We start from the raw sequence: 19,803 nt of genomic DNA, 5'->3' as shown, positions 1-19,803 counted from the left end.
GCCGATGACGGTGCCGTCGGCTGAGGTCACGGTTCATACTCCTACTTTAGGAGTGCTCACACCTGTTGTGCAAGTACAATCGGGTGCATGAGCAAGAAGCGGCTGTTCGACGACCCCTGCGGCATCGCGCGAGCGCTGAACGCGGTCGGCGAGCGGTGGGCGTTGCTCGTCGTGCGGGAGCTGATCTTCGGCCCGAAGCGCTACTCCGACCTGCACCGCGGGCTGCCGCAGATGAGCCAGAACGTCCTCGCGCAGCGGCTGCGCGAGCTCGAAGCCGACGGCCTGGTGCGGCGAAGGCGCCTGGGACCGCCTGCCCCCGCCGCCGTGTATGAACTCACCGAGCGCGGGCAGGAACTGGAGCCCGTGCTCCGCGCGCTCGCCCACTGGGGCAGCCGCGCACCGCTGCCCGAGGACGGCGCGGCGGAACTGAGCGTCGACGCGCTCCTGTTCGCCCTGCGCGCCACCTTCGATCCGGCACTGGCGGGTGAGCTGTCGCTGCGCTGCCAGCTGGACGTCGCGGGCGATCGGTTCCGCCTCACCGTTGCGGGCGGGCACCTCGAGTTAGACCGCGGTGAGCACGCCGAACCCGACGCGTGGCTGACCGTGCCGGAGGCGGCGACATTGCGCGATCTGGTCTTCGCCGGTGCGGCGCTGCACGACGCCGTCGAGCGGGCAGACGCCGAGGTGGCGGGCGATACCGAGCGGCTCGCCGCACTGCTGCGCTGCTTTCCCGCAGCAGTGCGGTATCCGGCGCCACAGGACCCCGCGCCGCCGGATCCCGTGTCGCCGAGCCTCGGATCACCGAACGCCGAACTCCCGGATCCCGCCGTCAGCGCAGGAAGTCGTCGAGGGTGAGCGGCAGTCCGCGGACCCCGGACATCGGTTCCTGCTGTCGCAGGCATTGTTCGTGCTCACGGAAGCGGGCGTCGCAACGATTCTGGATCAAGAACGACCCCGGACGGTGGCGGCCTTGGCGGAACGGACCGGGTCGGACGCCGACGCGCTGGCTCGGCTTATCCGCACCGTCACGCCGCACGGGGTGTTTCGGACAGAAGCTGACAAGGTGGCCGTCACCCCCCTCGGGGCAACCTTGTCCGAGCAGCATCCGCAGTCGATGTACGGCATCGCCGTGGGCGGCGCGCACCGGCACTATCGAGCGGTCGCCGAGCTCGCGCACACCCTGCGGACCGGGTAGCCCGCCGCGCAAAAGTATTTCGGCACACCGTATTTCGACCACATCGCCACCAATCCGGAACTCGCGGAACTTTTCGGGCGGGCCATGACGGTCTTCGCCGGCACCCTGCGGGCGGGTATGTTCGACGGCTACCAGCTGCCCGGCGGTGCTTCGATCGCCGACCTCGGCGGCGGCGACGGTACTTTGCTCGTGGAGTTGCTCAGCCGGAATGGTCACCGCGAAAGGCACGGCATTGTGTTCGACCGGCCGGGTGTCGTAGAAGCCGCGCCTGCTGCTGCGCGATCGCGACGGCGAGGTCATCGAGGATGACGAATGGGAAGGCGAGGCCATTCGCGAAACATGCCGTAGGTGAGCTTGCCGCCGCGGCTCATGCCTGGCACGGCAACGATTGCGCCTGTCAGCTGTTTGCTTTCGGCACGGTCACCGTCGTGCCCGATGCCCCGGCGTCCTGCGCGGCGAGCGTGGATTCCGGAGTCCAGGAGTAGATTTCGCGCATCGAGCGCAGATACACCGCGCGCGGTGTCGACCACACCAGACCGTTGCGGAGTGCGACCTGTGCCGGATTGCGCCACTGCGCGACCCGCCCCCGGACGGCCGCGGCTCGCGCCAGCCGCTGCGTCCGTCCGCGCCGTGCCAGGTCGTAGCCGACCACCAGGGATTGCGCGGTGGGCAGCTGGGCGCCGAGCCGACCGAGTGTCGCGGCGTCCTCCAGCGCTTGCGCCGCGCCCTGTCCGAAATCGGGCGTGATCGCGTGCGCCGCGTCGCCGAGCAGGACGACTCGTTTGCGCGCGTAAGTGGGCAGCGGCGCCTCCAGCGAATAGATGTCTTGTCGCAGTAGCGATTCCGGTGGCGTGGCCGCGAGTAACCGGGGGATGGGATCGTGCCAGTCCCGGAAAAGTCGCGCGACCGTGTCGATGCCTGTCTCGGCGTAGGTGTTCGGTGGGGCCGACAGCGTGGCGTACCAGGACACCTGCCCGGCGGCGAGCGCCGTGATGCCGAATCGCTGTCCGCGGCCCCAACTCTCGATCGACGCACCGCTCGTGTCGATATCGGCCGCGGCGCAGGCGGGTACGACGCCCTGCCAGGTGAGGTACCCCGTGTAGGCCATTCCCGCATGGTGGGGGAAAAGGCGCGCCCGGGTCGGGCTGTAGCGACCGTCCGCGGCGACAACGAGTTCCGCGCTACGCGAGCCGGTTTCGCCGTTCGGGCGCAGGAACGTCACGGTACCGGTATCGGGATCTACTGCCGTGACCTGATGTCCGGAGCACAGCTCGGTCTGCCGCAGCGCGTCGACGAGCCAGGCGTGCACGTCGGCCTGGTGCAGTGCATATTCCGAGACGCCGAATCTGCGGTGCACCTCGCGCACGTCCCCTTGCATCAGCCACCGCCCGGATGCGGTCCGGATACCGGTGGCTCCCTGCGCTGCGTCCAGCGTCCGAAGCCGGTCGGACAGTCCTAGCCAGTTCAGTGCTCGAACCGCGTTGGGCGCCAGCATCAGTCCCGCACCGGCCGTACGGAAGTCGTCGGCCTGTTCCAATACGGTCACCTGCCAGCCGGCGCGTGTCAAACCGAGTGCCGCGCCCAATCCGCCGATGCCGCTGCCGATTACGATTGCGGTGTTCATGCTGCCCTCTCCCGTGCTCTCGCGATGCGTTGATGCTGGGCAAACTGCTGCGGTACGTCCGTCGGCGAGTGACCGTCCCCCCGGGTCGGGCACCGTCACATCGACGCCGTCGCGGCGCAACCGCTGTGTGACCCCGTCGTAGGTGGGCCGGTGGCAGCCAGGCACCGTGCGGGATGATCAAGGGGCGCATGCACTTGGTTCTACTTGTGGCAGCGTAATTTCTCCGTCAGTTTCAGGTCTGCCGGCGGTTCCCTCGCTGCAGTGCGGCGAGTCCGTGGACGAGAAAGGTCGATGTTCGCAGGCAGGTTGCGCAGCAGCGCGCTCGGCACTGCCGCGCGGCCTGCTCCTCAGAATGCCTTGCGCCGCAGGCCGAAACGCGTGAGCACGCTCTGGGTGACCAGCCCGAAAATGGATCGTCCACCACGTCGGGCCGGCGCGTCTTTGCCTGTCGCGAACCACACTTGAAAGTTCGCCGGATTGACCGGCAGCGAGATGTGCTCGTGCGTTACCGCCCAGGTGTCGTCCGTCCGGCGCAGGCAGACCGTTTCGCGCACCCAGATCGGCAGCTCGATCCCGCCGCGGCGCTGTCCCGAGTCCAGATGCAGCATGTTGGCGAAGGCTATGTCTTGCGCCGCGACGACGGTCAGCTCGTGGGTTTCCAAGCCGATGGGCCCGACGTACCCATCGAACCACCGCACGAAGTTGCGGCGCACATCCTCGCGCCCCGCGAACCGCAAAGGCGCGATGGCGTCGTAATAGACGATATCGGGCGAATAGAAGGACATGAGCCGATCGATGTCCTTGGACCGTTGTGCCTCGGTCCGGCTCGCCAGGAACGCTCTGATCTGGATTTCCTGCGCTGCCATGCTGTCTCCGTTCGCGATTCTCGGTGGCAGATCGCGGCTACCTGGCCGCCGAACCTGCGCTTGCGATAGTCCGACGAAATGGCTCGGCCGAATGTGAGGCGTCATCCGGACATGAGCCCGCCAACCGGCGCAGTGATGGCGTCGCGCACCGACGGAGCCTGTCACCGCTCGGCGAACAGCTCCTGTAGATGCTGATCGATGGCGGCGAAAACCTGCTCGGGCGTGACGACGCCGAGTTCGAGCAGCGAGGTGAAGCCGGTGAGGGCGAGCAAGCGATCGGTCTCGAGGACCGGATCACGCTCGTCGGCGATCTCGCCGTCGGTGATCGCGCGCCGGACAAGCTGTTCCACGAGATCACGCCCCCGGAGCAGGCCCTCGCGGGCGCGGTCGTGAACGGCCGGGTCGTGCAGTGCGACCAGCACGTATGCCGCGTGTAAGCGGCTGGTCGCCCGGGCTTCGGGGCGCAGCGGAAGCAGCTCGGTCAGCAGCACCCGCAACGCCGCACGGGGGTGTGGGTCGGTACCGAGGGCCTGTTGCACGCGCAGCCCGGTCTGCTCGCCGGCGAAGTCCACTGCGAAACTCAGCATGGCCTCGCGAGAGGCGAAATAGTGCTGCAGCTGGCCCAGCGACATGCCGGCCGCCTGGGCGACTTCGCGCATGCTCAAGCGGAAGACGCCGCGCTCATCCACCACACGCCACAGCGCGCGGGCGATCAGCGCCCGGCGTTCGTCATGATCCACCTGTTTCGGCACGCCTACCCCTTTGCAATACAGGTGACATAATACGGCTGACTCCGAACAATGTGCGTCAGGAGGCGACGGCATGCCCGAGATTCGTATCGACACCGGCGGCGGGCCCGGCCATCTCGGCCCGCAGCGTCTGTCCGACGAATTCACCACGCTCCGCACCGAACTGGCCCGGTATGGCGAGGACGCCTCCCGGGGGATCGGGCAGGACCTGCCGAGCACCTTCGACGTCATCGGCGGACCAGTGGCCGGCTCGAACCGGACGGCGTCGCGATGCTGAATCCCCAGGGTGTCTCGTACCTGATCGATGACGTCGAATCCGGCCACCGGCGCGAGCACCTGCGGATCATCGCCGCGGACCTGCACTGCGATACCGTCATGCTGATCGGCAGGGACGCAACGCAATTGATCGACGCCGCCGGTGCCGCGCTCGAGCTCGGCTTGGACGTCTACCTCCGCCCCGACCCCACCGACCGCCCGCAGCGGCAGATGCTGCGGCACCTGGGCGTCGTCGCGGCAGCCGCCGAGGCTCTGCGCCGCGAACACCCCGGCCGCGTCACGCTCCTGGTCGGTAGCGAGTTCTCCCACACCGTGCCCGGTATCGTTCCCGGACCGCGCTCGTTTCTTCGCCTGCAACTCGTCATCCGGTTCCATCGCGTGCTACGTCGCCGGATCGACCGCCGGTTGCACCAGCTCCTCGCTCGGGCCGTCGCCGTCGCGCGCGCCGGCTTCGGCGGCCCGATCACCTACTCCGCCGCCGGCTGGGAGTCCGTCGACTGGACACCGTTCGACCTCGTCGGTGCCGCCCTCTACCGTTCCGCCCGCAACCAGGACACCTACCGCGACCGGATCCGCGCGCTGGTGCGCGACCACGAAAAGCCGGTGATCATCACCGAATTCGGCTGCGGCGCGTTCGCCGATGCCGACCGCCGTGGCGCGGGCTCGTTCCAGATCGTCGACTGGTTCGCCGCGCCACCGCGCATCCGCGGTGACCATCCCCGCGACGAATCCGTACAGGCCCGCTACCTGACCGAACTGATCGACCTGTTCGACACCGAAGGGGTGCACGGTTGCTTCGTCTTCACCTTCGCCATGCCGGGTTTTTCCCACGCCGACGATCCCGCGTACGACCTCGACAAAGCAGGCTTCGGCCTGGTCACGGTGGGTACCGACGGGTCCATCGAGCGCAAGCAGGCCTTCGACGCGGTAGCCGAACGCTATTCGCCGAGATGAATCACGTCCAGGTTCGAACGGGTCGAAACGACCGAGCCGTGGCTGCGGGCTGGTTGCGCACTCGCGCGTTATCATCAGCGCTGGCGCGGTCCGGCCCGGGAGGGCCTGGCGGCGCTGCTGCTGTGGACTTCCAACATCGGAGAACCCATGACCGCAGAACCGGCCCGGATCGTCGTCGACCCCCGAGTCGCAGAATTAGGGCCGACGGCGTTGCGGATCGCGGTCGGTGGCCAACTCCGCAAGCTGCGTGAGCAATGTGGCGTCACACCGCAGGAGGCGGGTGACCACATTCGTGGTTCGTACGCCAAGATCAGCCGGCTCGAGTTGGGGCGCACCGGGTTCAAAGAACGTGACATCGCGGATCTGCTGGATCTCTACGGAGTGACCGACTCCGAGCAGCGGAAGATGTTCATCGATCTCGCACGCAAGGCCAACGAGCCGGGCTGGTGGCATCGATACAACGACCTGCTGCCGCAATGGTTCGAGACCTACGTCGGTCTCGAAGGGGCGGCACAGATGATCAGAACCTATGAGGGCCAACTGGTTCCGGGTCTGTTGCAGACCGGGAACTACGCTGCCGCCGTTGTCGAGATGGGCGAGGACGGCAACGAGGCGGCGCGCCGCGTGGAATTGCGGACCAACCGGCAGCGGATTCTGGCTGCCCCTGGCGGACCGTTTCTTTGGGCGGTACTCGATGAGGCGGTGCTGCATCGGCCGGTCGGCGGTACGGCGGTCCAGCGGGAACAGATCGAGCATCTCGTGGATATGTCGGCCATGCCCAACGTGACGATCCAGGTGCTGTCGTACGGCTCCGGTGGTAGCGCGGCCGCGGGAAGTTCGTTCACCATCTTGCGCTTCGCCGAACAGGAACTGACCGACATCATCTACTTGGAGCAGTTGACCACCGCGCTGTATCTGGATCGTCCGGAGGATGTTCGGCTCTACCGCGGGGTCATGGACCGCCTCTCGATTCAGGCGGAGTCACCGGAACGTTCCCGGGCGCTGATGATCGACGCCGCCGCGGCGCTGTGAATTGGGCCCGGGTGCGTTGAGCCTGGGCGAGTTCGCCGCGTGCAGGTCGTGGTTCATAGAGGTGAGGAACGTTTTCTGCTTAGGAACAGATCTGTCCTAAGCGCTCCATACCGTCGGCGTCATGACAAACACCCCGGACAGCATCCGCCCCTTCCGTATCGAGTTTCCGCAGACCGAACTCGATGACCTGCACGCTCGGCTCGCCAACACCCGCTGGCCCGGCGAGGTGCCCGGCGTCGGCTGGAGTCGCGGCGTTCCGGTCGAATACCTGAAGGAGCTTGCCGACTATTGGCGCACCGAATTCGACTGGCGGGCGCAGGAATCGATGCTCAACGAACTCCCGCAGTTCATGACCACGGTGGACGGGCAGAATGTCCACTTCCTGCACGTCCGCTCGCCGGAGCCGGATGCGACGCCGTTGCTGCTGCTACACGGATGGCCGGGTGGATTCACCGACTTTCTCGACGTGATCGGCCCGCTGTCGAATCCCGTTGCGCACGGTGGGGATCCGGCCGAAGCCTGCCACCTGGTCATCCCGTCGCTGCCCGGCTTCGGGTTCTCCACACCGCTGGCCGGTCCGGGCATGAGCACCGGCAAGATGGCAACGGTGTTCGGCCAGTTGATGACTCGGCTCGGATACGACCACTACGGGGTGCACGGCTATGACACCGGCGCTTTCGTCGCCCCGCACCTCGGCAGGCAGTACCCGGAACATGTGGTCGGCATTCACGTCGGCGCGATGATCACGTTCCCGATCGGGGCCGACGGCGAGATGGACGGGCTGAGCGAGGTCGAACAGCAACGCTGGGACCGCATGATGAACTTCAACGATGCGTACTTGCAATGCAATTCGAAGCGGCCGCAGACGGTGACGTACGGGCTGCACGATTCGCCGGTGGGTCAGCTCGCCTGGATCGTGGAGAAGTTCAAGGAGCTGACCATGCCCGAAGACGGTCTGCCCGAGGACAGCATCGACCGTGATCGCATCCTCCTCGACATCTCGCTGTATTGGCTGACCGGCACCGCGGGTTCGGCGGCTCAGGTCTATTACGAGGACGTCGTCGCGAACGTGTGGAGCGGTGCGGACTGGTCGACCGCCGTGCGCAGCACCGTGCCCACCGCCGTGCTGGTCTCCGCCCACGACGTCACCATCCGCCGCTGGGCCGAACGCGACCACCACATCGTCCGCTGGACCGAACTCGACCACGGCGGCCACTTCCTGGCCATGGAAGCCCCCGACTCGCTCATCGCAGACCTGCGCACCTTCTTCGCGAAACTCGACTGAGCCAGTGCGCAACAAGATCTCCGGCTAGCGCCGCTCGGCGGGTGGATCAGCGGTTGCGGCGCCAGATGCCGGCCGAGAGCACGGTTGCGAAGGCGCACCACGCCGGGTAGGCGGCGCAGGCCCGGCCGACGGGGTGGGTTGTGGCGACTCGTCGGCTGAGGTCGGCGCTGCTGGCGGTGAGCGCGGCGGCGACGGCCGTGGCGGCGCCGAGGCGATGGGCGCGGAAGAATACCCAGCTCCAGCTCGCGTTCAAGACCAGGTTCACCGCCAAAGCTGCTCGGAGTGAGCGCTTTTCGGGCTCGGCGGCGTTGTCGAGCGCGTAGGCGCTGGTTACCGCGATATCGCCGTAGAGCAGCGTCCAGGCGATCGGGAACACGGCCGACGGTGGTTGGTAGCCAGGCTTGTCCACCCGCCGATACCACGCCGATCCCGGTCCTGCCGCAGCCGAACCGATCAGCGCGGTCGCCGCGACTGCTGCGCCGGTGCGTAGCAGCGTGGCGGGCGTGGGTGGTCGAAAACTATTCGTGACGCTCATCTTCTGTCCTTTCGGGTGCTGCTTCGGCGGCCTGGTGACCTGGATGTGCGGCTCGAAGGACATGCCCGCCGACCTGATCTGTGGCGGTGCTGTCCGGTGCGAAGCGGGCGATCATGTCCGGCCAGTCGAGGTCCTCGATATCGTCGAAGCCGAATTCGGTCAGCTTGGCCGCGATTTCGTCTGCGGTGAACAGCGACAGCCATGGCTCGCCGATGGCCGCCATGACTCCGGCGAGGACTTCGACCATGGCCCGATTGTCCGGGGGCAGCGCCGATATCGGCTCGCTGTAGTCGATGATCAACTGACTCGGCGCGGGCAGGCCGGCGATGAAACCCAGGGTGGTGTCGATCGCTGCGTCGGTGAGGTATTGGACCACACCCAACCAGAGGAAGAAGGTCGGCGCGGCGGGATCGAATCCGGACTCGCGCAGCCGAGTCGAGAGTGAGTCGGTCTCGAAATCCACTGCTACGAAACGCAACGATGCGGGCACGGGTATCCGGGCCTCGGTGAGGCGGTCCCGTTTCCAGGCCTGGGTGTCGGGGTGATCGACCTCGAAGACCGTCACGTTCGGAGCGGTGCTGCGCACTCCGAAGGTGTCCAGGCCGGCGCCCAGAACCACGACCTGACGCACGTCATCCGCGCGGGCGGCGAGTTCGTCCTCGGCGAAGCGGTGCCGCATCGCGAGGAAAAGCCTTGCTTCCCATGGCACTTCGCGGTCTTCGGCCGATAGTGCGGCGGCCGCCTCGGCGATCGGAACAGCCAGCGGATCGTGAAAGATCACTGGTTCGTCGGCGCTTTGATGCGCCGCGCGCCCGCGGGCAGCGCCCAACGCGGTCCGGCTCGGCTGACCCGCTTGCATAAGAACCCCTTTGATCGTCGGATGCGTCGAAGTCGTGGACCCGCCGTCGACGCGAGGCCGCCGGTGCGACCTCGCGTCGACGCAATGAATTGCGCCGGGTCACCGGGTGGACAGACACCCTTGCAATGTCTGGAAGTCACCGGCGAACGCGAGTCCACCGCCGCAGGTGGGTCCGGTCTGTCCGGTCAATTCGACGGTGGCTCCCGGCCCGGCGATGGCGATCGACAGTCCCGGGCGCACGCCGGCGGCGTTGACGGTGGCTCCGGGGCCGATGGCGATGGCGGCCGGACCTGCCAGGGACTGCGATCGTGCCGTGGCGGTGCCGCCGTTCTGCGCGAGCGCCAGCGCCAGGCTCGCGGGCCCGGCATCGGCGTAGGCGGCGCCGTCGAAGCCGAACGCCGCAGCGGCGCTGCCGTCGACGCTGCTCGCCCCGCACTGCGCCCCATCGAGCGCACCGACGACCCGACTGGCGCCCGGCGCGCGGCAATCCACCGCGGGTGCGGCCGCGGCCTGCGGTGCGGCGATCCAGGCTGCGCCCACGGTCGAGAGGCCGAGCCCGAGCAGGCTTGCGGTCAATCGGCGAGAAGTGTTGTGGAACATGGGTTCTCCCTAAGTCTGTCGATCTTTGCCACAAGGTGGCCATCCACCAGCCGGTTGCCCTCCGCCAACAATCTCAAACAGTTAATAGTTAAGCAAATGAACTATATCCGCCAGGCTACCTTGCATCAATAGTGCATCGTTAGTTGGTATCGTGCAGCAAAGAACCGATCTGAGGAGACGCGATGGTGCCTGGCCGCCCGGTTGCGCTCGGTGATGGTTCGTGAACGACATCGAGGGCGCGGGAAGGGGTAGCTCCCGTGCGCCCGCCGTCGAATACACCGTGGGGCAGGCGGCGCGGATGGTCGGGATCCCCGTCGCGACCTTGCGCAGCTGGACGCAGCGCTATGGTCTCGGCCCGTCCCTGCATCGGCCGGGCAGGCATCGGCATTATTCGCAGACCGATCTCGCCGTGATCACGCGGATGGTGGGGCTGGTGCGGGCCGGGGCGAGTCCTGGCAATGCCGCCCGAGCGGCGCGGGCGGTCTCTGTTCCGGTACCCGCGCTCGGCGATACGGCGCCCGTGCTGGCGGCCGCGGAGCGCCTGGACCCTACGGAACTGCTGGCGGCGATCATCGGTCATTTCGTCGGCTACGGCGTCGTCGCGACGTGGAATCGGTTGTGCCGTCCGGCGTTTGCCGAAATCGAGCGGCGGCAGGCCGACGGCGATCGATTGATCGACGTCGAACACATGTTGTCCTGGGCGGTGGCCACCAGTCTGCACCGGGTGGTGCCGTTGCTGCGGCCGGTGGCCGGTGTGCCGGTGGTCGTGCTCGCGTGCGTCGCGGGGGAGACGCACTCGCTGCCGCTGGAAGTGCTGCGTGCGGCGCTGGCCGAGCGTGGTGTCCCCGCGGTGCTGCTGGGCGCGTCGGTGCCGGCGGATGCGCTCGCCGACGCGATGGCCAAACAGGGGCCGGGCAGTGTCGCGGTGTTGTGGTCGCATACTCGGGAAACGGCGAGTCCGGAGCTGGCGCGGACGGTGCGCGACACTGCGGCTCGCACCGTCGCCGCGGGGCCCGGGTGGTGCGCGAACGACCTGCCCGAGGGGGTGATTCGGGTCGACTCGCTGGAGGAGGCAATCGACCTTCTCGGCTGAATTGTCAGGGAAAGGACTTGGCAAATGATTAAGTTTCTGAAAGAGTCTGGAAGGCCGTGCCGGTGTGCGCGGCGCCCCGTCGCGACGGGTGGCTCGGTAGCGATCCGGGCCTGTCGGCGCTCCAATGTTGTGCCGCAAGGGGTTTGACGTAGATGCCCGAAGGTTCAGGAACCGGACAATGCTGCCGACATGCTGCATCGTTTTCGCATCGTTTAGCGTAGGATGTGTCTCAACCGCCCGAGAGGAGCTTGCGTGGGTTCGCACCCGTACGGTCTTCCCGATCGGCGCCCTGTCAATCGGTACGGAGGTGTCAATCGGCACGGAGGTGTCAATCGGCACGGAGGCGGTGAACGCGAGGCAGCGACCCTGCTCCGGCGGCGTCGAGGCCTTGCTGGGGCGGGCGGCAGCGCCGCCGCCCGCCGTCCGGATCGCCGGGCTCGACGTGGCCGGCGCCTGCCTGGCGACCAGCGAAGGAACAGTTGCATGGCTCGATATCTGATCGCGGCGTCACCGATTCCCGGACATGTGACACCGATGCTGGCGGTCGCGGCCGAGTTGCGTCGGCGTGGTCACGACGTGCGGTTCCTGACCGGCGCGGCCTTCGTGGACGCGGCCCGGGCGTCAGGCGTGCCGGTGACATCCTTGCCGCGCGAAGCCGAGGTGGCGCGCGTGCGGGCTGTTCGCGGCCGAACGCCGAACCTGGTGCGGCGCTGGCGAACCGGCACGATCGAGATGCGAACCGGCTTCCTGTCGCCACTGCGCGCCCAGTATCACGCGCTGCACGCCGTGCTGGAGCGGGCCGAGTTCGATGCGGTGCTGGTCGATGTCATGTTCACCGGCGCGATTCCGCTCGTCCTCGGTGTCGCGCCGCGTCCACCGGTTCTCGCGTGCGGCGTCGTGCCGCTGATGTTGTCGAGCGCGGACTGTGCGCCGTTCGGCACCGGCTGGCAGCCGCGCGCGGGGCGTGACTACACAGCGATGAATCGCGTCGTGCAGCGACTGCTCTTTCGCGGCGCGCAAACCCGCCTCGACGCGATGCTGCATGATCTCGGCGCAGGTCCCGCGCCGCGTTTTCTGCTGGACTGGCCCGTATTGGCCGACCGGGTCCTGCAGTTCACCGTGCCCGGGTTCGAGTACCCGCGGGCTGACCTACCCGGCTCGGTGGTCTTCACCGGGCCGATCCCGCCCGCCGCCGCCCCGGATCCGGTGTTGCCGGCGTGGTGGGACGCGTTGCGTACCGGCCGCAAGGTGGTGCACGTGACCCAAGGTACTTGGGACAACAACGATTTCGACCAGTTGATCCGGCCGACGTTGACGGCTTTGCGTGATCGCCACGATCTGGTGGTCGTCGCGTGTACGGGTGGTGCGCCGATGCCGGCTGCTCCGATTCCGTCGAATGCGTACATCACCGACTTCGTTCCCTACGAACACTTGATGCCGCACGTGGATGTGATGATCACCAACGGCGGGTACGGCGGCGTGCAGCAGGCATTGCGGCACGGCGTGCCGCTGATCGTCGCGGGCGACACCGCCGATAAACCCGAAATCGCTTCCCGTGTCGCCTATTCCGGCGTCGGCGTCGATCTGGGGACCGCTCGTCCCCGGCCCGCCGCGCTCGCGGCGGCCGTCGACCACGTCGCGTCTGCTCCGCACCTCCGCGCGGCGGCGCGGCGGATGGCCACCGAGATCGCCGGATACGCCCCGTTCGAGTCGATCGCCACGGCGCTGGCGCGGGTGTCGTCTGCTCATACCAGGCAACGAGCCGATCCCGGCGTCGCGGCTACCCGAAACGGAGAACCCCAGTGAGCACAGTGTATTTCGATCCGGTCGGACCGCCGCGCACGGTGGCCGGGTGGGATCGTGGGCGCGACTTCGCCCGCTGGCAGCACGAGCTTCGTGATCGCGTGCTCGGCGAACTCGAAGACTTCTTACGGCAGGCCCGAATCGAGGAGCTGGCGAGCACGGGTGTCGACGAGGTCTTGCGGCAGTACGTGCTCGGCGGCAAGTGCCTGCGGTCCACCTTCATGTACCTGGGCTGGCTGTGCGGGGAGGAGCCGGATCCGGCCGCCGTGCGGGCGGCCGCCAGCCTGGAGTTGCTGCACGCCTTCGCTTTGCTGCAAGACGATGTGATGGACGAGGGAATGCTGCGACGTGGCGAAGCGGCCGCCCATCTGCGACTGGCCGAGCGGCATCACAAGAACGGCCGATCGGGGTCGGCGGCCCGGTTCGGCGCGTCGGCAGCGACTCTGCTCGGCGACATGTGCCTGGTGTGGGCCGAACAGATGTTGCGCGACAGCGGACTCGCGCCCGATGCGCTGGCGCGATTGTGGTCGCTCTACGATCGGATGCGGATCGAATTGGCGGTGGGGCAGTTCGCCGACCTGTCCAACGACAGCCGGGAAATGCCCACCCTGGACGCGGTGCTGGCCATCGCACGCGCGAAATCCGGCGACTACACCGTGCGCCGGCCGCTGGAACTCGGTGCGGCACTGGCCGATTGCCCGGCGACGACGAGAACCGTGCTCGGCCACTACGGGACGCTCATCGGCGAGGCCTTCCAGCTGCGTGACGATCTGCTCGGCATCTTCGGGTCCGCCGCGGTCACCGGGAAGCCGGAAGACAGCGACCTCGGCCAGCACAAAGCGACCAGCGTGGTGGTCACCGCGTTCGAGGTGGCCGACAGCGCTACTCGAATCGAGTTGGCGGAGTTGACCGGTCAGCCGGTGCTCGACACCGCCGCGATCGCGCGCTGCCGGGAGTTGATCGCGGCGAGCGGGGCGCCGGAGTACATCGAGTCGATGATCGCCGACCGGGTGACCGATGCCACCGAGATGCTCGGCGCCGCCGCGCTGGCAGCGGATCGGCGTGCGGCACTGGAACATATGGCGCTGCTGTGCACTGCGCGGCAGCTGTGACGAGGGAGAGATGATGCGCACCGTAAAAGGCCGCACCGATCATGTCGTTGTCGTCGGCGCAGGTCTGGCGGGTCTGTCCACTGCGCTGCACCTGGCCGGCCGCGGGCGTTCGGTCACGGTGGTCGAGCGGGACGCCACGCCGGGCGGCCGGATGGGTCGGCTCGATATCGACGGCTATCGCATCGATACCGGCCCGACCGTACTCACGATGCCCGAGCTGCTCGATGACGTTTTCGCGGCGGTCGGGGAGAAGACCGCGGACCGGGTGGAGCTGATCCCGGTGACTCCCGCCTATCAGGCGCGGTTCGCCGACGGCCGCACGCTCGACGTGCACAGTGACGCCGAGGAGATGGCGCGGCAGGTCGCCGCGTTCGGTGGATCCGAGCAAGCCGCGGGATACCGCAGGCTGCGGGACTGGCTGGGCAAGCTGTATGCGGCAGAGTTCGATCGTTTCATCGGGTCGAACTTCGAATCGCCGCTGTCGCTGGTTTCGCCCGCCCTGGCCCGGCTGGTCGCCCTGGGCGGATTCCGCGGCTGGGACCGCAAGGTCGCCGAGTTCATCAGCGACCCGGACCTGCGGCGCGTCTTCACCTTTCAGTCGTTGTACGCCGGCGTCGCCCCCCAGCGCGCGCTGGCGGCCTACGCCGTGATCGCCCACATGGACACCATGGCGGGGGTGTACTTTCCGCGCGGGGGCATGCGTGCGGTACCCGACGCGTTGGCGGCGGCGGCCACCGACGCCGGTGTGCGGTTCCGTTATGGCGCGTCGGTGACGGAGCTGGTCCGGTCCGGCGGTCGAGTGCACGCCGTGCGCACCGCTCAGGGTGACGAGATAGCTTGTGACGCAGTGGTCCTGAGCACCGAACTGCACCGTAGCCACGCTCTGCTCGGCCATCGTTCGCGACGTCCGGTCGCCGTGCGCGCTGCTCCGTCGGCGGTGATCCTGCACCTCGGTTGTGACCGCGGCAGCGAGATCGCGCACCATTCACTGCTGTTCGGTGCGGCGTGGGAAAGCGTCTTCCGCGACATCACCTCCGAGGGGCGGGTCATGTCCGACCCCTCGCTGCTGCTCACGCGGCCCACCGCCGCGGATCCCTCGCTTGCCCCGCCGGGACGTGACCTGTTCTACCTGCTCGCACCCGCGCCGAATCTGTCCCGTGGCGACATAGATTGGGACCGAACAGGTCCGGAATACGCCGAGCAGATCCTCGCCATCGCGCGCCGGCGGCTGGGGTCCGATGCGCTGCGCGGGGCGGAGGTGCTGCAGGTGGTGACACCCGCGGACTGGGCACGTCAGGACATGCTCGACGGCAGCCCCTTCGCGCTGGCGCACACCTTCGCGCAAACGGGTCCATTCCGCCCCGCCAACATGATTCGCGGTGTCGAGAACGTGGTGCTGGCCGGCGGTTCCACCGTTCCGGGTGTCGGGATACCGCCGGTGCTGATCTCCGGCCGCCTGGCCGCGGATCGAGTGACCGGCTCCTGGAGCGAGGCCGGCCAGGCGGCCGCGGCTTTCGCGGATCGGCAGGTCCGATGACGCGCACCGAGCTCGACGCCGCGGGGATCAGCGATCCGGCCCTACGCCGGTCCTATCGAGAATGCCGGGCGCTCAACGCCAGACACGGCAAGACCTTCTTCCTCGCGACGCGGTTGCTCGCGCCGGATCAGCGACCCGCGGTGCACGCCCTCTACGGATTCGCGCGGCGTGCGGACGATATCCTCGACGGTTTCGATCCGCTGCTCACCGTGCCCGAGCGTGCAAGCCGATTGGGCCTGCTGGCCCGGCAATTCGAGTCCGGCGACGCAGACGGCGACCCGGTGCTCGCGGCGGTGCTGCACACCGCCGAACGCTATCGAATCCCCGGGCATCTCTTCGACGCGTTCCTGGCTTCGATGCGGATGGACCTGTCGGTCACCGACTATGCGAACCGGGCCGAACTCGACGACTATGTCTACGGTTCGGCCGAGGTGATCGGGCTGCAGCTGCTGCCGGTGCTCGGGACCGCGACATCGGTGGCCCAGGCCGCACCGTACGCGGCGGCCTTGGGTAAAGCGTTCCAGCTCACCAACTTTCTACGCGATATCGACGAGGACCTCGCGCGCGACCGCGTGTACCTGCCCGCCGATGAGCTCGCCGCGCACGGCGTCGATCGCGAACTACTGCTGTGGTGCAGCAGTAACCGCAAAGTCGAGCCGAGGGTTCGTGCCGCGTTGGCCGCACAACACGAGATCACCCGGGGAATCTACGACTACGCCCGCGCCGGAATCGAGTCGCTGGCACCGCGTTCCCAGCCCTGCGTAGCGACGGCACTGACCCTCTACGCGCGCATTCTCGATCGCATCGAGCAGCGCGACTTCGAAGTCTTCGGGCATCGGGCCCGCGTCGGCACCTGGACGCGGTTGCGCGTCGGCGTATCCGGTGCGGTCGAAGCCTGGTGGGTCCGTCGGCGCAGTGACGCACCACCCGTGCCGGTTTCGGTGCCCGCACCGGTGCGCGGCACCGCCCAAGAGGATCGTTGAGGAGGGCGCGTGGATCGATGGCATTATCTGTTCGTCCTGCTCGCGTGCGTGCTGTTGACGGTCCCCCTGGAATTCGTCGGCCAGGGCGTGTATCGCAGGCCTCGGCTGCTGCTCGGCACCCTGGTGCCGGTCGCCGCTTTCGTCATCTGGGATCTCGTCGCGATCGCCGCAGGCGTGTGGAATTTCAACTCGCGGTACATAGTCGGCGTCCTGCTGCCGGGTGGGCTACCGCTGGAGGAACTCCTGTTCTTCGTGGTGGTACCGCTGTGCGGGCTACTGACCTTCGTGGCGGTCGAGCGGCTGCTGCGCACCGCAGCGGCAATGCGCCGGAAGCGGGCCGAGCGGTGAACTTCGGTGGCATCGGCTACACGCTGCCCGCCGTCGCGGCGGTCGCCGTAGTCTGCGTGCTGGAGTGGAAATGGCTGCGCACCGGACTGTTTCGCCGGTCGGCCTACTGGCTGTCGATGGTGATCGTGCTCGCCTTCCAGATCCCGGTCGACGGCTGGCTCACCAAGCTGCATGCCCCCATCGTCAGCTACGACCCGAATCATATTCTCGGACTGCGCTTTCCGTTGGACATCCCGGTGGAGGACTTTCTCTTCGGGTTCGCGCTGGTGACCGCGGTGCTGCTCGGCTGGGAGCGGACGCGGCAGCGAGAGGAGGAATCTCGACGATGACCACCGTCACCGAAATCGGGCGTGATGCGCGCCGGGTGCGCTACCCGGCAGCGCCGGGTCTGGCCGATCTCGGCCGAGGGGGCATCCGGCCCAGAGCGGTCGTCGTGGGCGCGGGCATCGCGGGTTTGGCGGCCGCGACCGGCCTGGCCGAGCGCGGTGTCGATGTCGAGGTCGTCGAGCGGGAGCACTATCTGGGTGGGCGAGTGGGCGGCTGGGCGCAGGAGTTGCCCGACGGCACCCCGGTCGCCATGAATCGCGGCTTCCACGCCTTCTTCGCGCAGTACTACAACTTGCGAAAGTTGTTGTCGCGCAGTGATCCGCAGCTCGGCAGGTTGCGCAGGCTGGACGACTACCCGCTGATCGACGGCCACGGTCGCCTGGACAGCTTTCGTGGTCTGCCCCGGACACCACCATGGAACGCGCTCGCCTTCGCGTTGCGCAGTCCCACGTTTCGGTTACGTGACCTGATCCGGCTCGATGCGCGTGCGGCGGCGCCGTTGGCGGCGGTGTCGGTGCCGGGCATCTACGAGTTGCTCGACCACCTGGACGCGGAAACCTTCCTGCGCGAGATCAACTTCCCGGAAGCGGCCCGGCACTTGGCTTTCGAGGTGTTCTCGCGCAGCTTCTTCGTCGAACCCCGGCACATGTCGGCCGCGGAACTGGCGACGATGTTCCACATCTATTTTCTCGGTTCCAGCGAGGGACTGGTATTCGACGTCGCGGCGGACAATTTCGACGCGAGCCTGTGGACGCCGCTACGGGAGTACCTCACCGCATCAGGTGTTCAGGGACGCCCCGGAACCGTCCGGTTCCACACGGGCGTAACGGTGGACCGGATCGAAACCACCGGCGGCGGTTTCCTCGTCACCGACGACGCGGGCGCGGCGATATCGGCCGACGCGGTGGTGCTGGCGGCCGATATCGCCGGGCTGCGACGCATCGTGGCCGCGTCGCCGACGCTCGGCACCGCCGAATGGCGCTCTGACATAGCGGATTTGGCGACAGCTCCGAGCTTCGCCGTCTATCGCCTGTGGCTGGACCGTCCGGTGCGCGCGGATCGGCCCGGTTTCCTGGGAACCGGTGGGATGGACCCGCTGGACAACATCAGCGTCGTGGATACCTACGAGCGCCAAGCGTCCGACTGGGCTCGCGAACGCGGTGGCAGCGTCATCGAACTGCACGCCTATGCGGTAGCGGACGGGCCGCCGCCGGACGGGCAGGCCGAGCAGGTGCGCGGCCGACTGCTCGCCCGGTTGCACGAGATCTATCCCGAGACCGCCGACGCGCGCGTTGTCGGTGAAACCATGTTGTGGCGCCAGGACTGCCCCCGTTTCGCCCCTGGCGACTTCGCACGGCGGCCCGGAGTGCGGACACCGCAACCCGGACTCGTGCTGGCCGGTGACGGTATCCGCGTCGACCTACCGGTCGCGTTGATGGAACGCGCCGCGACCACCGGCTGGCTCGCGGCGAACGCGCTGCTGAGCCGGTGGGGCGGTGCGGGGCACCGGTTGCAGACAGTACCGGGCCAGGGGCGCTCGGCGGTATTGCGTGCGCTGGCCGGCCGCGGAAGGACTGATCGATGAACAAGATTCCGCTGCAACGGTTCTCGCCGGAGAAGTGGGCACGGCAACGTCCCACCTATGGCGATGCCGATCCGGCGCTGATCGCGGCGGCGCTGCGCTGGTCGCAGGGTCGGCCGTCGGGCAATTGGTACGTGATCGCCGGGAGCCGGGAGATCCGCCAGGATCGGCCGTTCGCCACCACGGTCGCCGGCGTGGAGGTCGTCGCGTGGCGCGATCACAGCGGGAGCCTGCACGTGGGTCCCGGGGCGTGCCCACACCTGGGAGCCGATCTCGCGACCGCACAGATCGAAGACGCCGCGCTGATCTGCCGGTGGCACGGACTGCGGGTCGGCGCACAGGGCTCGTCGCGATGGTGCCCGTATCCCGGTCACGACGACGGGGTACTCGCCTGGGTGCGCTTGGACGCGGTCGGTGGCGAAGAACCCACCGCCGCCCCGATTCTCGGCGATCGCCCCGCCGATGCGGCCGTGAACGCCGTGACCCGCCTGGTCGGCGTCTGTGAACCGCGCGACATCATCGCCAACCGCCTCGATCCTTGGCACGGATCCTGGTTCCACCCGTACTCGTTCGCCCGCTTGGAGGTGACACAGACACCACCACGCCATGGCATCACCGACGACAATCATCGATTCCTGCTGACGGTGACCTTCCGGGTGACCCGCCGACTCGGCGTGCCGGTCGAGGCGGAATTCACCTGTCCGGACCCGCGCACCATCGTCATGCGGATCATCTCCGGCGAAGGTACCGGCAGTGTGGTCGAAACCCACGCCACCCCAATGGGTCCGGGCCCGGACGGCCGCGCCCGGACCGCGGTGGTCGAGGCCGTGATCGCCTATTCCGAGCGTCCGGGCTTCCGCCACGCCGGACCGGTGCTACCGCTGTTGCGTCCGATGATGCGGTATGCGGCCGAACGGCTGTGGCGCGATGACCTGGTCTATGCCGAGCGCCGCTATCACCTGCGTAACCGGTCGCGGTGAGGCCGGAAACCACGCGGACCGGGCACGCAAGCGGACGGGCGTACCAGGTTAAGCTACCCGGAT

The 19,803-nt window shown here is 67.9% G+C and carries 22 protein-coding genes and 1 pseudogene; 17 read left to right on the top strand and 6 right to left on the bottom strand.

Annotated elements, in window-relative coordinates:
- Nucleotides 1–87 precede the first annotated feature (87 nt).
- From NVU01S_RS38070 to NVU01S_RS45525, 3 genes and pseudogenes are all read left to right on the top strand, one after another.
- Complete coding sequence (locus tag NVU01S_RS38070; protein WP_063776033.1) at nt 88–855, top strand: winged helix-turn-helix transcriptional regulator; 768 nt, start codon at nt 88–90, stop codon at nt 853–855.
- Nucleotides 746–1,195: a methyltransferase family protein gene (locus tag NVU01S_RS45595; protein WP_483143703.1), complete on the top strand. Its 450-nt coding sequence runs from the start codon at nt 746–748 to the stop codon at nt 1,193–1,195. Before NVU01S_RS38070 ends, NVU01S_RS45595 begins: the two co-directional genes overlap by 110 nt.
- Before the next feature lie 24 nt (nt 1,196–1,219).
- Nucleotides 1,220–1,504: pseudogene (locus NVU01S_RS45525) on the top strand (methyltransferase); the annotation flags it as partial.
- A gap of 88 nt (nt 1,505–1,592) precedes the next feature.
- Here the strand turns inward: NVU01S_RS45525 and NVU01S_RS38060 are convergent.
- The 3 genes from NVU01S_RS38060 to NVU01S_RS38050 form a co-directional block, all read right to left on the bottom strand.
- The gene (locus tag NVU01S_RS38060; RefSeq protein ID WP_052281093.1) at nt 1,593–2,819 is read right to left on the bottom strand and encodes an FAD-dependent monooxygenase; all 1,227 of its coding nucleotides are present in this window, start codon (nt 2,817–2,819) and stop codon (nt 1,593–1,595) included.
- Between the two features lie 347 nt (nt 2,820–3,166).
- Entirely contained in the window at nt 3,167–3,685 is a 519-nt protein-coding gene (locus tag NVU01S_RS38055) for a nuclear transport factor 2 family protein (protein ID WP_043677820.1), read from the bottom strand.
- A gap of 161 nt (nt 3,686–3,846) precedes the next feature.
- On the bottom strand, nt 3,847–4,437 hold the full coding sequence (locus NVU01S_RS38050; protein ID WP_043677818.1) for a TetR/AcrR family transcriptional regulator: 591 nt from the start codon (nt 4,435–4,437) through the stop codon (nt 3,847–3,849).
- Between the two features lie 70 nt (nt 4,438–4,507).
- Here NVU01S_RS38050 and NVU01S_RS38045 point away from each other — a divergent pair, with 70 nt between their 5' ends.
- The 4 genes from NVU01S_RS38045 to NVU01S_RS38030 all read left to right on the top strand — a co-directional run bounded on the left by NVU01S_RS38045 (nt 4,508) and on the right by NVU01S_RS38030 (nt 7,981).
- Complete coding sequence (locus NVU01S_RS38045; protein WP_043677817.1) at nt 4,508–4,711, top strand: hypothetical protein; 204 nt, start codon at nt 4,508–4,510, stop codon at nt 4,709–4,711.
- Nucleotides 4,705–5,664, top strand: a complete 960-nt coding sequence (locus NVU01S_RS38040) for a glycoside hydrolase family 113 protein (protein WP_043677816.1) — start codon at nt 4,705–4,707, stop codon at nt 5,662–5,664. Before NVU01S_RS38045 ends, NVU01S_RS38040 begins: the two co-directional genes overlap by 7 nt.
- Before the next feature lie 147 nt (nt 5,665–5,811).
- The gene (locus NVU01S_RS38035) at nt 5,812–6,696 is read left to right on the top strand and encodes a Sco1979 family transcriptional regulator (protein WP_043677815.1); all 885 of its coding nucleotides are present in this window, start codon (nt 5,812–5,814) and stop codon (nt 6,694–6,696) included.
- Between the two features lie 121 nt (nt 6,697–6,817).
- On the top strand, nt 6,818–7,981 hold the full coding sequence (locus NVU01S_RS38030) for an epoxide hydrolase family protein (protein ID WP_043677814.1): 1,164 nt from the start codon (nt 6,818–6,820) through the stop codon (nt 7,979–7,981).
- 46 nt (nt 7,982–8,027) lie between these two features.
- On the opposite strand, the gene NVU01S_RS38025 is transcribed toward NVU01S_RS38030, so the two are convergent.
- The 3 genes from NVU01S_RS38025 to NVU01S_RS38015 all read right to left on the bottom strand — a co-directional run bounded on the left by NVU01S_RS38025 (nt 8,028) and on the right by NVU01S_RS38015 (nt 9,975).
- Nucleotides 8,028–8,516, bottom strand: a complete 489-nt coding sequence (locus NVU01S_RS38025; RefSeq protein ID WP_082032295.1) for a TspO/MBR family protein — start codon at nt 8,514–8,516, stop codon at nt 8,028–8,030.
- The gene (locus NVU01S_RS38020; protein WP_063776032.1) at nt 8,500–9,375 is read right to left on the bottom strand and encodes a class I SAM-dependent methyltransferase; all 876 of its coding nucleotides are present in this window, start codon (nt 9,373–9,375) and stop codon (nt 8,500–8,502) included. Before NVU01S_RS38020 ends, NVU01S_RS38025 begins: the two co-directional genes overlap by 17 nt.
- Before the next feature lie 99 nt (nt 9,376–9,474).
- Nucleotides 9,475–9,975 carry a DUF6764 family protein gene (locus tag NVU01S_RS38015; protein WP_043677813.1) on the bottom strand — a complete coding sequence of 167 codons (501 nt, stop codon included), beginning with the start codon at nt 9,973–9,975 and terminating at the stop codon, nt 9,475–9,477.
- A gap of 220 nt (nt 9,976–10,195) precedes the next feature.
- Between NVU01S_RS38015 and NVU01S_RS38010 the strand changes: the two genes are divergently transcribed.
- From NVU01S_RS38010 to NVU01S_RS37965, 10 genes are all read left to right on the top strand, one after another.
- The gene (locus NVU01S_RS38010; RefSeq protein WP_043677812.1) at nt 10,196–11,068 is read left to right on the top strand and encodes a MerR family transcriptional regulator; all 873 of its coding nucleotides are present in this window, start codon (nt 10,196–10,198) and stop codon (nt 11,066–11,068) included.
- A 346-nt stretch (nt 11,069–11,414) separates the two neighbouring features.
- Nucleotides 11,415–11,567, top strand: a complete 153-nt coding sequence (locus NVU01S_RS43820; protein WP_156161816.1) for a hypothetical protein — start codon at nt 11,415–11,417, stop codon at nt 11,565–11,567.
- The gene (locus NVU01S_RS38000; RefSeq protein ID WP_063776031.1) at nt 11,552–12,874 is read left to right on the top strand and encodes a glycosyltransferase; all 1,323 of its coding nucleotides are present in this window, start codon (nt 11,552–11,554) and stop codon (nt 12,872–12,874) included. The genes NVU01S_RS43820 and NVU01S_RS38000 overlap by 16 nt, the downstream gene beginning before the upstream one ends.
- Nucleotides 12,871–13,983 carry a polyprenyl synthetase family protein gene (locus NVU01S_RS37995; RefSeq protein ID WP_082032294.1) on the top strand — a complete coding sequence of 371 codons (1,113 nt, stop codon included), beginning with the start codon at nt 12,871–12,873 and terminating at the stop codon, nt 13,981–13,983. The genes NVU01S_RS38000 and NVU01S_RS37995 overlap by 4 nt, the downstream gene beginning before the upstream one ends.
- 13 nt (nt 13,984–13,996) lie before the next feature.
- Nucleotides 13,997–15,520 (top strand): phytoene desaturase family protein, encoded by a 1,524-nt coding sequence (gene crtI, locus NVU01S_RS37990; RefSeq protein WP_043677885.1) that lies wholly within the window; start codon nt 13,997–13,999, stop codon nt 15,518–15,520.
- A complete protein-coding gene (locus NVU01S_RS37985; protein ID WP_043677810.1) occupies nt 15,517–16,503 on the top strand; it encodes a phytoene/squalene synthase family protein in 987 nt (328 codons plus the stop codon). Before crtI ends, NVU01S_RS37985 begins: the two co-directional genes overlap by 4 nt.
- 9 nt (nt 16,504–16,512) lie before the next feature.
- Complete coding sequence (locus tag NVU01S_RS37980; protein WP_043677808.1) at nt 16,513–16,851, top strand: lycopene cyclase domain-containing protein; 339 nt, start codon at nt 16,513–16,515, stop codon at nt 16,849–16,851.
- Nucleotides 16,848–17,180, top strand: a complete 333-nt coding sequence (locus NVU01S_RS37975; protein WP_043677806.1) for a lycopene cyclase domain-containing protein — start codon at nt 16,848–16,850, stop codon at nt 17,178–17,180. The genes NVU01S_RS37980 and NVU01S_RS37975 overlap by 4 nt, the downstream gene beginning before the upstream one ends.
- Complete coding sequence (locus tag NVU01S_RS37970) at nt 17,177–18,763, top strand: FAD-dependent oxidoreductase (RefSeq protein ID WP_043677803.1); 1,587 nt, start codon at nt 17,177–17,179, stop codon at nt 18,761–18,763. The genes NVU01S_RS37975 and NVU01S_RS37970 overlap by 4 nt, the downstream gene beginning before the upstream one ends.
- Nucleotides 18,760–19,740: a DUF5914 domain-containing protein gene (locus tag NVU01S_RS37965; protein ID WP_043677802.1), complete on the top strand. Its 981-nt coding sequence runs from the start codon at nt 18,760–18,762 to the stop codon at nt 19,738–19,740. The genes NVU01S_RS37970 and NVU01S_RS37965 overlap by 4 nt, the downstream gene beginning before the upstream one ends.
- The last annotated feature ends 63 nt before the right edge of the window (nt 19,741–19,803 follow it).

It is taken from the genome of Nocardia vulneris, assembly GCF_001613425.1.
Taxonomy (GTDB): Bacteria; Actinomycetota; Actinomycetes; order Mycobacteriales; family Mycobacteriaceae; genus Nocardia; species Nocardia vulneris.
The sequence above is the reverse complement of the archived record's forward strand: the minus strand, read 5'-3'. Positions and strand labels throughout refer to the sequence as shown.